The 14,050-nt window shown below is 58.7% G+C and carries 12 protein-coding genes and 1 other RNA gene; 10 read left to right on the top strand and 3 right to left on the bottom strand.

The genetic code is table 11. The features are described 5' to 3' along the window. Window positions 1–31 precede the first annotated feature (31 nt). Complete coding sequence (locus HY011_17075; GenBank protein MBI3424648.1) at window positions 32–214, bottom strand: hypothetical protein; 183 nt, start codon at window positions 212–214, stop codon at window positions 32–34. 261 nt (window positions 215–475) lie between these two features. Between HY011_17075 and HY011_17070 the strand changes: the two genes are divergently transcribed. From HY011_17070 to HY011_17025, 10 genes are all read left to right on the top strand, one after another. Then, on the top strand, window positions 476–2,557 hold the full coding sequence (locus HY011_17070) for a protein kinase (GenBank protein ID MBI3424647.1): 2,082 nt from the start codon (window positions 476–478) through the stop codon (window positions 2,555–2,557). Window positions 2,558–2,637: 80 nt separating this feature from the next. Further along, complete coding sequence (locus HY011_17065) at window positions 2,638–4,134, top strand: trypsin-like peptidase domain-containing protein (GenBank protein ID MBI3424646.1); 1,497 nt, start codon at window positions 2,638–2,640, stop codon at window positions 4,132–4,134. A 49-nt stretch (window positions 4,135–4,183) separates the two neighbouring features. Further along, window positions 4,184–4,638: RNase P RNA component class A (gene rnpB, locus HY011_17060), an RNA gene on the top strand. Window positions 4,639–4,674: 36 nt separating this feature from the next. Next, window positions 4,675–5,385 carry a hypothetical protein gene (locus HY011_17055; GenBank protein ID MBI3424645.1) on the top strand — a complete coding sequence of 237 codons (711 nt, stop codon included), beginning with the start codon at window positions 4,675–4,677 and terminating at the stop codon, window positions 5,383–5,385. Next, window positions 5,382–5,669: a hypothetical protein gene (locus tag HY011_17050; protein MBI3424644.1), complete on the top strand. Its 288-nt coding sequence runs from the start codon at window positions 5,382–5,384 to the stop codon at window positions 5,667–5,669. Before HY011_17055 ends, HY011_17050 begins: the two co-directional genes overlap by 4 nt. A 390-nt stretch (window positions 5,670–6,059) precedes the next feature. Then, window positions 6,060–8,378 (top strand): DUF1553 domain-containing protein, encoded by a 2,319-nt coding sequence (locus tag HY011_17045; GenBank protein MBI3424643.1) that lies wholly within the window; start codon window positions 6,060–6,062, stop codon window positions 8,376–8,378. Window positions 8,379–8,461: 83 nt separating this feature from the next. After that, a complete protein-coding gene (locus tag HY011_17040) occupies window positions 8,462–9,031 on the top strand; it encodes a Uma2 family endonuclease (GenBank protein ID MBI3424642.1) in 570 nt (189 codons plus the stop codon). Window positions 9,032–9,075: 44 nt separating this feature from the next. After that, a complete protein-coding gene (locus HY011_17035) occupies window positions 9,076–9,810 on the top strand; it encodes a hypothetical protein (GenBank protein ID MBI3424641.1) in 735 nt (244 codons plus the stop codon). 8 nt (window positions 9,811–9,818) lie between these two features. Further along, window positions 9,819–11,288: a DUF1501 domain-containing protein gene (locus HY011_17030; GenBank protein ID MBI3424640.1), complete on the top strand. Its 1,470-nt coding sequence runs from the start codon at window positions 9,819–9,821 to the stop codon at window positions 11,286–11,288. 92 nt (window positions 11,289–11,380) lie between these two features. Next, window positions 11,381–11,674: a hypothetical protein gene (locus HY011_17025; protein ID MBI3424639.1), complete on the top strand. Its 294-nt coding sequence runs from the start codon at window positions 11,381–11,383 to the stop codon at window positions 11,672–11,674. 62 nt (window positions 11,675–11,736) lie between these two features. Here HY011_17025 and HY011_17020 read toward each other — a convergent pair whose 3' ends face one another. Then, window positions 11,737–12,000 carry a hypothetical protein gene (locus HY011_17020; GenBank protein ID MBI3424638.1) on the bottom strand — a complete coding sequence of 88 codons (264 nt, stop codon included), beginning with the start codon at window positions 11,998–12,000 and terminating at the stop codon, window positions 11,737–11,739. 55 nt (window positions 12,001–12,055) lie between these two features. Continuing rightward, window positions 12,056–14,029: an acetylxylan esterase gene (locus HY011_17015; protein ID MBI3424637.1), complete on the bottom strand. Its 1,974-nt coding sequence runs from the start codon at window positions 14,027–14,029 to the stop codon at window positions 12,056–12,058. Window positions 14,030–14,050: the final 21 nt, after the last annotated feature.

The following is a 14,050-nucleotide window of genomic DNA, read 5'->3' as shown; positions in this document are numbered from 1 at the left end:
GCGCGCGTGGGCGCAGACGCAAAAGTCTGCCCTACGTTTGTTGTGCCGTTTCGATTGCTTCAAGCAACTGCAACAACTGTGTCTCGGGTTCCGCCGGCAAGACCAACTCTGGATAATCGCGCACGCAAATCAAACAACCGGTGTTGCAACATTGCGCGCGTTCATGCACCGGAAACGGCGCGGCGGGCGCGGCGTATTCAACATTATCCAGCACGCAGACAGCACAACCGGTCCCACAACAAGCGGGCGACTCAACGGGTGAAACGGGTGGGAAGTGCGCTTGTTCGTGCTCGTGCATAACTGCCAATGTTACTGATGATATTGCCTGGAAATCCGGGCGCACTATAAGTAAGAGCGCGCAGCACTGTCAATTGCGCTGTTGCGGCACTTTGGGCTATGCTGCCGCCGCTTTCGCGCTTACCCCCTTGCGCATCGTCATCAACAATCAACTTGGCATAAGGCCGGAGAAGAAGGTATGCGCTACTGCCCCAGTTGCCATCGCTGTTTTCAGGATGGCGTCGAGTTTTGCCTCTTCGATCAAGCCCCGACCCGTGAAGGCGCGGGACTCCCGCTCATCATTGACGGCAAATATCAGCTTGAATCCCTGATCGCCCACGGCGGCATGGGTTCGGTCTATCGCGCCTTGCATCTGCAATTGGAGCGTCCCGTCGCCGTCAAGATTTTGCGCGCCGAATTCCTGACCGACGCCACGGTCCGCGAACGCTTTCACCGCGAAGCCCTGGCCGCCGCGCGCTTGAAACATCCGAACATCATTCAGGTTTACGATTTCGGCTCGCTGGCGAATGGCAGCGCCTACATCGTGATGGAATTGGTCGAAGGCCGCAGTTTGCGCGAAGAGTTGCGCCTGCTTTCCGCGCGCAGCTTTCAAATGCGGCCCGAACGCGTGGCGGCGGTCATGCGCCAGGTTTGCGCGGGCGTCGAAGCCGCGCACCGCAGCGGCATCATTCACCGCGATCTCAAACCCGACAACATCATGATCGAAACCGACCCCGACGGCACTGAGCGCGTCTTGGTGCTCGATTTTGGCATCGCCAAACTCAAACAGCCGCAGGGCACGGTGCAATGCCTAACCGATGAAGAGACGATCATCGGCACGCCGAATTACATCTCGCCCGAACAATGCACGGGGCTGCCGGTTGATGCGCGTTCGGATGTGTATGCGTTGGGGGTGATCCTGTATGAAATGCTGACCGGGCAAGTGCCGTTTAGCAACACCAGCACCTCCGCCGTCTTGCTGAGTCATTTGCAGGAAGCGCCGCCACCGCCGACGCGGTTTTGCACCGGCTTGCATCCGGCCATTGAACGCGTCGTCTTGCGCGCGCTCGCCAAGAGTCCGCAACATAGATTCGGCTCGGCGGCCTTGCTGGCGGACAGCTTGCAACGCGCGGTCGCCTTGCCCGAAACCGCAGCGGTTGAAATGCCGAGCGAAGAGGGATTGGTCGAACCGGCGACACGCCCGCGCCAAGCGCGTGTAGCCATGCCGCCGCCTGTGGTAGCGACGCCAGTGGCTGCGCCTGCGGCTGCGGTCGCGTGGTTGGCCGATGAGACCGTACCCGATTTTGAAGCCCCAGTGGCTGAGCCATTCAAATTGCCAACGCCTGCGGCTATCCCCAGACCGCTGGAACGCGAGCCGACGTTGCTGCTTGAACGGCGACCCCGGCGCGGGCTGTATGTGGTAGTGGTGGCGCTGTCTCTGTTGGCCATCGGTGTGCTGGCGGATTTTAATTCCGGCCAACGACGCTGGCTGCAAGGCGGGTTAAGCGGCCTCGTTCAATCGGCGTCCCCAACTCCGGCGACGCCCGGCCAGTCAGACGAATTGGCGGCGGATGCGCTGGCCGCCGCGCCGAGTGTTACACCGACTAATTTGCTCGCAGCGAAATCGCCAGAACCTTCGGCGCCAGCGGCGACGGTCGAAGCTACCGCCACGGTTGCCAGCCCAACACCGGTGGCCTTGGTCAAGACTTCCACGGCCAGCGCGGCTGTTTCGCGCGAACAACTCAAAGCGTTTTATCGGCGCTGGGCCGAAACCGCGATGAATACCGAATGGGCAGAGCACGCCAAGTTTTATGCTACGCAAGTCGCCTATTACAACGAAGGCGCGATGGCGCGCACTCAGGTCGTGGCGCGCAAGCGGCGTGTCTTTGGCGGGCTGAACAAATACTATTTGCGCTTTGCCGGTGAGCCTGAAATCGCGCTCAAACCCGGCAGCGACCCGCCCGCCGCGGAACTGACCTTTGATAAGCAGTGGGATTTGCAACGCGGCGCACAGCGCACGGCGGGCAAGGCGCTGACGCAAATCGGGCTGCGCTTTGAAAACGGGCAATGGCAAATCGTGAGCGAGAAACAACTCAAGCTTTATCACCAAAGCGCGAGTGTGAACCGGCCCGCACCGCCGCAGGCTGTGAAAGCGCATGCCGCGCGAGCATCCGCCGCGCAATCCCGCGCCCTAAAACAGCGCGCCGCCAAAAGCCTGTGGTGGCAGCGCGCCGTCAACTTGCCTCCAAGCCGGTTGCCAACAGCAGGCCGCGCACGGTGACCGCGCGGAAAAAGTAGTGGCCGTAAAAACGGTGTGGTAGAGTGCCGTTCGACCCAAGACCAACGAAAGCAGTAAGCGTTATGAAGCGTGGCATTTTCTTCGCTTTTCTTTGTGCAGCTTCAGTGGGCGCGGTGGCGCTCACCTTGGTCACAGTTTCGTTTTTATGGCCGCGCCAGGCGCAGCGCTGGCTCTTTGCGCCCGCCGGGAAAAGCTGGTTTGCCCGCGCGCGCAGCAATGCCGAAATTGTGGCGCAGGCCAATCAGGCGGTGGTCACCGTCATTGCGACGCGCACGGTGCGGCCCCAACCTGACAACCAATCCGAAGCCCTGAATCCACAACAAAATCTTGCCCCGCCCACCGCTGATTCAAATGTGCAGCGCGGTACCGGCACCGGATTTTTGATTGATGATGCCGGCTACATCGTGACCAACGATCATGTGATTCGCGGCGCCGACCGCATTCGCGTGCGCTTGGCGGACGGGCGCGAGCGGCGCGCGCTGGTGCAAGGCGCTGACGCCGTCACCGATATTGCCTTGCTCAAAATCGAGGCCGGGCCGCTGCCCTTGTTGCAGCTTGGTGATTCCGACGAATTGCGCGTCGGCGATGCCGTCATCGCGATCGGGAATCCGCTTGATTATGAACATTCCGTGACGGCGGGCATCATCAGCGCCAAAGGGCGCAAGGTTTATAACAACGAACCTTTTGAGGATTTCATTCAGACCGACGCCGCCATCAATCGCGGCAATTCCGGCGGGCCACTGCTCAACCAGCAAGGCGAAGTCATCGGCGTCAATACGGTCATTCGCGTAGACGGCAGCGGCATCAGCTTCGCGGTGCCCAGCAACGTGGTCAGACGTGTGATCGCGCAATTGCGTTTGAATGGGACGGTCAAACGCGGCTATTTGGGTTTGACGCCGGCAACGTTGACCGCCGAATTCCGCGATGGCCTGGGCTTGGGCGAATTGCAGGGCGTGTTGGTCGCCGATGTCACGCCGGACAAACCCGCCGCCAAAGCAGGCGTTGAGGCTTACGATGTGCTTACGCATTTTGACGGGCGCGCACTCGCCAGTACGGATGATTTCTTTAGCCAATTATCAAATGTGTTGCCGCATCAGACAGTGGCGCTGACGGTGTTGCGTGGCGGCAAGACGCTCAAGCTGGCGGCCACGCTGGAAGAACGCAGTAAAAGCGAAAATGAAAGTCCGGCAGAAAACCCGGCCAAAGTGAGCAACGCCGAACCCGCGCTGGGCTTTTCAGTGCGGGAGAACGCGCTGGAAATTTCGCCTACTTCATTAACCGCTGCGCCAGCGCCAGATGCACCGAGGACAGACCAAGCGAAGACAGACCAGGCAAATCATGTACTGGTCGCCGTGATTGATCCGCTGGGCCCCGCCGCTGATAGCGGGTTGACCGCCGGGCAGATCATTCTCGAAGCCAACCGCCAACCCATTCATAAACTCGATGATTTCAACCGCGTCAGCGCTGGGTTGCAGCGCGGCAATGTTTTAATCCTGCGGATCAGTGCGCCGCAACAGCGCGTAATTCGCCTGGTTGCCATTCGGGTGGGTGGTGAGTGAGCCTGCCTCATAACTTTGACAGGCTGCGTGCTATACTGCCCGTCGTCACGGAGCAGATCGGATGAGCGCCGGGCGCAAACGTCAAATCCCGAATTTCAAATTTGAGATTCTTTCAGCGCGCCTGGAGGAAAGTCCGAACACCAGAGGACAGCAGGCTGGCTAACGGCCAGGCGGGGTGACCCGACGGAATAGTGCAACAGAGAATAGACAGCCCTAAGCACGACGCGGCTTCGGTCGCGCCGGGCCGGGCGCTGGTGAAACGGTGAGGTAAAAGCATCACCAGCGGCGGTGGCGACATCGCCGGCTAGGCAAACCCCCTGCGGTGCAAGACCAAATAGGGCAACGATCTGAGTTGGTCCGGCTCAGTCCGGCGCAAGCTGGCGCGTTGCCGGGTAGGTCGCACGAGCGCCACAGTAATGTGTCGCCCAGATGAATGCTCATCGCTTGCGTGCGTCGGCAACGACCGTGCGGGTACAAAATTCGGCTTATAGATCCGCTCCGTGATACTTATCAATTGCTCGTTTTCCTGTTTTCAAATCTATGCGTTCCTTTCTGGAGTTACTCAAAAAGAATGGCTCGATTCTGTTGATCGGTTTGCTGATCGGCTTAGTCTGCGGGTTCAAATTCGCCAACGCCAAACAGCGCAATGCGCAAAGCGCGGCGCTCAATGAACAAGCCGCCAAAGCGGCGGCCAATTTGGGCACTGCCCCCGCGAGCGCGCCTGACCAGGCGCAAATGCCCACACAAAATCAAGTCAACGCCGTCATCGAACGCGCGCACGCCAATCCGAATGATTACGAAGCGCAACTCGACGCCGCCGATCAGTATCTGCAAATCCGGCGTGCCGAGGGCGCCCAGCCGTTCTTGCAGCAGGCGCTCAAGCTCAAACCCGATGACCCGCGCGCGATGACGGCGTTCAGCACGTCCTATCTCTTCACGGGCAAATACACCGACGCCGCGTTATGGGCGCGCAAGGCAATGGCTAAAAATCCCGACGATCTGGGGACGAAGCTTCTGTTGGTGCTGTCCCTGATCGAAGCCCGGCAGAGTCTGGCTGAAGCAGATCAACTGCTGAGCCAAATCGAAAAAGCAAAGCCCGGTGACAAGATGCTGGCCGAGACCCGTGCCTCGCTCGACGCCGCGCGCGGTGGCAGCGGTAACGCCGCAGACCCAGCCAAAACCACGCTGGAGCACGGCCCCGCAGCAGAGCGGCCGCCGGGCACGAACCCGAAAGGCGGAGGCGCGCGTTGATCTTCCTGTTCAGACTGATCCTCTTCGCGTTGCTGTTCGCCTTCGTCGTTTATGTGTTGAAGATGATCGCCCGGCTCAGCCATCGCCTGCGCGCGACCGTCACGGATGTGAACAAATTGCGTGAATTGTTCGAGAGCCGCCCGCAAGCGAGTGCCGAGATGGTGCGTTGCCAAAATTGCGGCGCTTTTATCGCCGCCAAAGAGGCGATCACGGTTTCAGGGAAAAAAACAAAAGTAGTGTATTGCTCGCGCGAGTGTCTGAACGTTGCCGTAAAGACCGGTTAAACAAGTTGCCGGGCTAATCGCACAGGCCAATGGGCAGCCACCATTCTCAGTAGCTCCAAAATTGGGATAAGACCTGAATTGTAGGACGCAAACTGATTCCTGGCTCCCGGTTCCTGATTCCTGAGAGTTGAAAATCAACCATCATTTTCAACCTGTCAGCAATCAGGAATTAGGAACGGCGCGCTACCACTACTAGAGCGGTTTGCAATTGCGGTTACGAGAGTCAGTTGACGCTGGGGCAGTACCGCGCGCGTCAGCAAGCGGCGCGTCAAGCTGGCGCCATTGGCTAAACTGCCAAAGCACCGCTTGCTGACGCGCGCGGTACTCTGTCCCGCTGCGCGGTTTTCCCGTACATCGTAGTGAAAACCGATCTAAATCTGAAACGCTGTCATGAAACGAGACTGCAAACGATTCGCCTTGTTGCTGGTTGCCATCTGGCTGGCGACCACCGGCCTTCTGCCTGCTTCACACGCGCAAACCGAAACCCTGCCGCCCGGCCTTTACAAAGGCCGCCCCCTCACTGCCGAAGAGCGCAACTATTGGGCTTTTCGCACCCCAGTCAAATCCGCCGTGCCAGCCGTTAAAACAACAGCCCGGGTCAAGAATCCGATTGACGCATTTGTTTTGGCGAAGCTCGAAGCGCAGGGCTTGCAACCGTCGCCGCCTGCCGCTAAACGCGCGCTCTTGCGGCGCGTGACCTTTGACCTGACCGGCTTGCCGCCGACGCCGGAAGAGGTCAAAGCCTTTCTGACCGACGACGCACCGGAGGCCTATGAAAAGGTGGTGAAACGGTTGCTGGCTTCGCCGCGCTATGGCGAACGCTGGGCGCAGCATTGGCTGGATGTGGTGCGCTTCGGCGAGACGAATGGGTATGAGTTGGACGCCGAACGCGAACAGGCTTGGCGCTATCGCGATTACGTGGTCAACGCGCTGAATGCCGACAAGCCGTATGACCGCTTCTTGCTGGAACAAATCGCGGGCGACGAATTGGAGCCGAACAATTTTGAAATGCAAGTCGCGACGGGCTTCTTGCGCGCCGGGCCGCAACACGTCGTCGCGGGCAATCAGGACGAAGCGCTGAACCGGCAGGAGTGGTTGACCGAAGCGCTCTTCAGCGTCGGCAACACGGTGCTGGGGCTGACGGTGGGTTGCGCGCGTTGCCACGATCACAAATTCGATCCGATCCCTCAGGCCGATTATTACCGGCTGCAAGCTTTCCTGGCCGCGACCGACAATCAGGATTTCAAACAGAACTCTGAGGCTGAGCAGCAGCGCTATGACGAGGCCGCCAAGGCGCACAAAGCCAAACTCAAACCGCTGCAAGATCAGCTTAAAGAAATCGAAGCGCCTTACCTGCAAAAGCTGCAAGACGAGAAACGCGCCAAGCTGGAGCCGCAATACCGGGCGGCGCTCGACCTTCCCAAAGACCAACGCACGCCAGCGCAGCAAGTCCTCGCCAAAGAAGCCGCGCGCATGCTCGAAGTGAAATACGAAGAGTTGCTGACCGCGCTGCCCGCCGAAGTGCGTGCGCGGCGCGCCGCCTTGCGCAAGCAAATGCACACGCTCGAACTTTATGCGCCCGCGCCGTTGCCCAAAGCGTTGGCGGTGCGCGACAAACTGACGCCCGTGCCCGCCACGCATTTGTTGAAGGGCGGCGATCCGCAGCGTTTGGGGCCGGTCGTACAACCGCGTTTTCCCAGCGTGTTGCTGCCGCCGGATGCGCCTGCTGAACTTGCGATTGCGCCGGTTGCCAATTCGACGGGCAGGCGCTTGGCGTTGGCGCGCTGGTTGACGCAAAAAGATCACCCGCTGACGGCGCGCGTGCTGATGAACCGCTTGTGGCAGCATCATTTTGGACGCGGCATCGTGGCGACGCCGAATGATTTTGGCCGTAACGGACAACCGCCCACGCACCCCGAATTGCTGGACTGGCTGGCGGTCGAGTTTGTTGAGCGTGGTTGGAGCTTGAAGCAGATGCACGCGTTGCTGGTGCTCTCAAACACCTATCAACAGGCTTCTGTCATTGACTCAGCCAAACAAGCAAAAGACCCCGACAACAAATTGCTCTGGCGCATGAACCGGCAGCGCCTGGATGCCGAAGCCGTGCGCGATGCGGTGCTGGCGGTTGCGGGGACGCTGACAGAGGAATTGGCTGGCCCTTCGATTCGCGTGCCGCTGGAGCCGGAGGTTTACGACACTATCTTCACCGAATACGAGCCGGACAACCTCTGGCCCGTGCATCCGGACGCGCGGCAACACACACGGCGCAGCTTGTACCTGCTGCGCAAACGCAATGTCCGGCTGCCGCTGTTGGTGGCTTACGACACGCCGGATTTGATGAGTTCATGCGGCGCACGCAATGTGAGCGTGCATGCCTTGCAAGCCTTAACGTTGATGAACAGCGAATTTATGCTGCAACAGAGCAAGGCCCTGGCGGCGCGTGTCTTGCGCGCCGGGCAAACGGAGCCGCAACGAATCATGCGGCTGTTTGAGTTGGCGCTGGGGCGGCCACCGAGCGTGGTTGAGGCGCAAACGGCGCGGGCCTTTTTGCGTGAACAACGCGCGCTACTGGTAGGACGCCGGCAGCGGGGTGAAACGTTAGCGCAAGTGCAGGACGCGCCGCCAGGCGTTGTGCCAGTCGTGGCGGCGGCGTGGGTAGACTTGTGTCTGGCGACGCTGAACCTGAATGAGTTTGTTTATGTGAATTGAGGACGCTGTGTCTTGTGAGCGCGGTGCGCGCGCAGTAGCATGCTTGTGCTCAACGACAAATTCACAAGAGGAGGAACATACAAATGACCGCAACCGCAGAAACAGCCTTGCAACCCGTGATTGCGCCAGGGTCTTTCAAGCTGATTGACCCTGAGAAACAACTCGAATGGGTGAACGGACACGCGGAGGTAAAAGAAATGGCAGGCGCACGCCACGGTCGCATTGGATTGAAACTCGCGGCGAAAATATTGGATCACGTAGAAACGCAAAAGCTCGGCGCTGTTTATGGCCCGGATGTTAGCTTTACCATCGGCAAGCGCGAGCGCATTCCGGATGTGGCCTTCGTTGCCGCCGCGCACATCCCGCCGGAAGGTGACCCTGTGGGGATTTGGCCGATTGCGCCTGACCTCGCCGTCGAAATCATTTCGCCCAACGATTTGATAGAAGCTGTCGAAGCGAAAATCCGCGAATACTTTGCCGCTGGGGTGCAACAGGTCTGGCTGGTCTCGCCGCAGTTCGAAACAGTGACGATTTACGAGACGCCGGTGAAATCAACGACGCTGCAAGCTGGCGATGAACTGACCAGCCCAGCGTTGCTCCCCGGCTTTCGTTGCGCGGTGGCAGCGTTGTTTCAACCGGCAGCTCACGCGTGAGGACGTTTGCCAGATGAATTGAGAGGTGTTTGATGAAAACGCAGATGTTGATTGGATCTGTGATGCTGTTGTGGCTGAGCCTGACACTGCCGGTGCAAGCGCAATGGCAAAACGGCAACCTGACGGTGCGCACAAACGGCAACGTCTTTCAATCCGGTGACCAACTCAAAGTCGAAATTCTCGCGCTTGAGACCATTCAAGAGCAGTTCTACACCCAGGTGGCCTATCTGTTTGATGAGACTGTCGAAGAGAAAGACGACGACGGCAAGACCACGGAAAAGCTGGTCGAACGTGCGCGGAAGCGCCCGACCAGCCCGCTGCTGGATCGCATGGAAAAGTATCAGTCGCTGGTGCTGGACGACACCTTTCATTTTGGCGAGGTCAGCCCGACGGGGCGCTACACGGTGCAGGTTTCGATTTTCCAGGCGCATACCAAAAAGCTGCTGGCCTTGCTGCAAACCTGCGTCTTGCATCAGGATGAGGCATCCAAGCCGAGTCCATGCGAAACGCACTTGCGCAGCCTGAAACGCGCGAATACGGAACTCTTTCTCACCTTCGACGGGGCTTTTGCCAAAACCGATTACACCGTCCTGTTACTGCGCAACGGGCGCGTTGTCCGGCATCTGCTGAGCAGCACCTACACGGCTGGGCCGCGCGAACTAAACCTGTCTTCCGGCCAACTCGAAGGCACGGGCGGGTCAACCTATGACATTCTGATCCACGATGCGCGGCGCGGCATCTCTTCAACTTTGGCGCGCGTGACGCTGCCCACGTTCTGAGGCACCGAATGAAACCGAATACGACGCATTGGCCCACTGCAACCACACGGCGCGACTTTCTGGCGCACGCGGCGAATGGCTTCGGCTCTTTGGCTTTGGCTTCAATGTTGCAGTCCGAAACAATTGCAACAACCAATCCGCAATCGGTCAATCCGCAATCGGTCAATCCGCAATCGGTCAATCCGCTGGCACCCAAGCCACCGCACTTCGCCGCCAAAGCCAAAGCCGTCATTTTTCTGTTTATGGTCGGCGGCCCCAGTCACATGGAAACCTTCGATCCCAAACCGGTGCTGGACAACTTGCACGGCCAGCAGATGCCGCCTTCCTTTGGCGAAGTCAGAAGCCAGTTCGTCAAAGCGGGCACGCCGCTGCTAGGCAGCCATTGGAAGTTCCGCCAGCACGGCCAATCTGGCATCGAGGTCAGCGAACTCTTTCCGCACGTCGCCACGTGCATTGACGACATCGCGGTGCTGCGGTCGTGTTACACCGAAAGCTTTGTACATGCGCCCGCGATGTATCAGATGACGTCGGGCCGTGTGTTGCCCGCGCATCCTTCATTGGGCAGTTGGGTGACATACGGATTGGGCAGCGAGAGCGCCAACTTGCCCGCCTATTGCGTGCTGACGCAGCCGGAGGGCTTGCCCGAAGGTGGCGCGCCGATGTGGGGGGCGGGCTATTTGCCTTCGTTTTACCAGGGCACGCAACTGCGCAACGGCGCGACGCCCATCTTGCATTTGCAGCCTTCAGCAGAAATCGGCCAGACGCAGCAGGCCAACATGTTGAAATTCATGCGGCGGATGAATGAAGTAAATCTACGTGTGGATGATAGCGACTTGCAGGCGCGGATTGCTTCATACGAGCTGGCTTTTCGCATGCAACAGCACGCGCCCGAAGCCGTGGAGGTGAGCAAAGAGAGCGAGGCGACGAAACGGTTGTATGGTTTGGATGACGCGCAAACGCGCGAGTTTGGCACGCGCTGTTTGCTGGCGCGACGGTTGGTCGAACGTGGCGTGCGCTTTATCCTGCTCTTTTCGGGCGGCGGCCCAGTCAGCACACAATGGGATGCGCATGACGACATCAAAGGCAATCACGAAAAGATGTGCCGCTGGACGGACAAGCCGACAGCCGGTTTGTTGAAGGATTTGAAAAGCCGCAGCTTGCTGGATTCGACGCTGGTCATTTGGGGAACGGAGTTTGGCCGCACGCCTGTGTCAGAGAATGGCCGGGGCCGCGATCATAACCCGACAGCCTTCTCGATGTGGCTGGCGGGCGGTGGCGTCAAGGGCGGCCAAGTGATCGGACAGACGGATGAAATTGGTTTCAAAACGGTTGGCGCGCGCTTCCATCCCCGCGACATACACGCTACTATACTGCAACTGCTCGGGTTGGATCAGATGCGCTTGACCTACCTTCACAACGGACGGAATGAACGCCTCACAGATTTCGGTGGCACTGTGATCGAGCAGTTGTATTCGTGATGATTTACGGCGGCGCAATGCTGCCAACGTTTCCCCCAAACACTCAAACAACTTAAACAACAACAGAGAGATCATCTGAAAGGTGCCCAACGATGATTTGTCCGGAATGTTATGCCCACGCGCGGCGTGTGCGCGCTTATAGCATACGCACGCGCTTGCTCTCCCGCTTTTTGCCTTACGAACCCTTTCACTGCGAAGAATGCCGCTGGCGCGGTCTGCTCTCAATTTCCGGGCTGCGCGTGATCCCGTATTTCAACCAGACGATGGTAGGCTGGTTGATTGGGATCGTCATCGCGCTGACCATCGCCTGGCTCGTCACAGGCGATTTGGAAGCCAATACGTTCAAACCTACTGATGCCAATACCGAAATTAAATGGAGTTGGTAGCAGCGCAGTTTTCGCTGCCACCAACTCCGAATGAAGTATGCGAACTGCTCAGGTCAAATTCCTCAGTGCACGCTGGCGGGTAGCGTGGAGCCGCTCGTGTCAGCGGCGACTCCCCAGCCATCAATGACGTTGTTGATGAAGCCGTGGAATTGAATCTCCTCGCCCGCCAGCACCAGCAGCACATCGCCGGGCAATACCTGTGGATTGTCTACTTTGAAGCGCACGACGGTGGCATTGCCATTGGCTTGCTCGACCGTTTCGTAGCTGAGTTGTTCAAAGTCAATGACCAGGGTTTGGGAATTGACGGGTTGTGTACTATCAGGCATTCAGATTCCTTTCTTAAGACAGCCAAAAAAATAAAAGTGATTTGCCGGGCGCTGTTCAAGGTTGCGTGAGCAGCGCGAGCAATTGTTTGTGCGTGAGTTGATCGGTTTGTGCGCGAAAATCTTCGGCGCGCCCCAAGCGGCGGTAAACGTCGGCAAGCGCCGCCGCCTTGAACCTCTCACCGCTGTTATGAATGACGAGCGGCGCTAGTGGCGCCAACGTCACGGCGGTCACGAAATCCCCGGCACGACGTAAGCCAGGGATCGGCAGCCGCTGTAAGAAAGCTTCATCGCTGGCAGTGTCGAATTGTCCGGCATCCACAATCGTGCGCTCAATCCGTGGCGCTAATCCTCGCGCCAACAACGTCCATAACCCCGCCTCGCCTAGGCCAACCAGCGTCACGCGCGGCTGATTGGCCGTTGCGGCCAGCATAGTTTGCTGCACATACGCCAACGTGGTCAGCACGTCTTGGATGCGATTGGCCGCCGTCGTGCGGTTATAGGTGGTGAAAAATTTGATGCGCGCGAGCGTTTCTTTGTCCGTGAAATCAGCAAAGACTGCCACCGTGACAACCGTCTGTTTGGCGGCCCGCAAACCGTCAAGCAGTTCTTGTGGCGGCTGATTGTCAGGCGGCGTGACCAGAATGGTGACGGGCGCGACCGCCGAGGCCACCCGATAAATTTGCAGTTTCAGGCGATCATTGACGCCCTGGCGGGATAACTCAACCTCCTCTGCGCCATTCGGCCGGCTCTCTCGTCTGGCGACACTGATGTCATTCCCCTTTGGATATTCGGCCATCAGCGAATATTTCAAGGCCGTGCCCAGTTGTTCGCGGAACGCTGGCAAGGCGGCAGGCGTAGCCGGTTGCAAGGTGGCCAATTGCTGTTGCGCAGCCAGAATGCGCGCCTCAATCAACTGTTCTTCGGTCAGTTCATTGGCCGGGCGTGAGCGACCAAAGAAAACCAGCAATTCAGGCAAGGTCGCCACACTCACACCGCGCTCTTTGATGGGCGTGATTTCCGCCCGGCCTTTGAACCAGTGCGCAAACCAGCCGTAAACAGCTTCGCGGCTGTCCTGGTTGTAATTGTGCGGCGCGTTCATCTGCACTGCGTGCAATTTCTCTTCTGCGCCAAACAACCGATAAATGTTACGCACAGCCGGGTACTCGACAGTCAACGTATTTTTTGTCCAATCGCCGGTTGCCGAAACCATCAGCAGCGGGCGCGGCGCAAACAGCGCGGCCAGTTCGACGTTATTCGTGTCAATGCGCAGGTTGGGCGCATTTTCGCAAAGGCTGCCACCCTGCATTAGCGTCGAAACCATATTGACCGGCGCGGCAACCTTAATGCGCTCATCCACCGCCGCCAGCAAAAATGTTTGCGTCCCGCCGCCCGATTCGCCGGTGCAGCCAATTTTCTCCGCATCCACTTCGGGCAGCGTCAACAGAAAGTCCACGGCGCGCATGCTATTCCAAAGTTGCAGCCCCAACAGATTCACGCCCCAGAGCACTTCACGCGCTGTGCCCTCGCGATGCCCGCTGGCAAACCGGTGACTGATGGCCGCGCTATCGTTATAACCGACCATGTCCCAGGTGAAGGCTACATAACCCTGCTGCGCAAAACTGGCCGCGCGCAGCGGCCCTGAATTCAGCGGTGTGTTTTCCAGGCGCCCATAACTCCAGTGGCCGTGCGGGCAAAGCACCGCCGGAACTTTGCCGGTCTGATTTTTGGGGCGATAAAGATTTCCGCTGACATAATGCCCGGGGAAGCTCTCAAAATAGACTTTTTCGATGGTATGCGTTCCGCGATCAACCTTGTCAAAGATCACAACTCGGAGGGGCTGCTTCGCGGGCTGCGGCCACAATCCTGTGCTCACCAAAATCTGGTTGCGCAAACATTCGGCGCGCGCCTGCCACTCTTCACGTGTTTGATAGGTGTGCAATTGATTGGTGTAATCCAGGTCGAGATGCCGGATTTCGGCGGCGCGCCGGTCGCCAGTTGAAACTTGCGCCAGCGCAATTGCAGATGGCACGCAAAGTAATAACAACAACCG

This window comes from Acidobacteriota bacterium (assembly GCA_016196035.1).
In the GTDB taxonomy this organism is placed as follows: Bacteria; Acidobacteriota; Blastocatellia; order RBC074; family RBC074; genus JACPYM01.
Note: the sequence above shows the minus strand (reverse complement) of the source record. Positions and strands in the feature narration are given on the sequence as shown.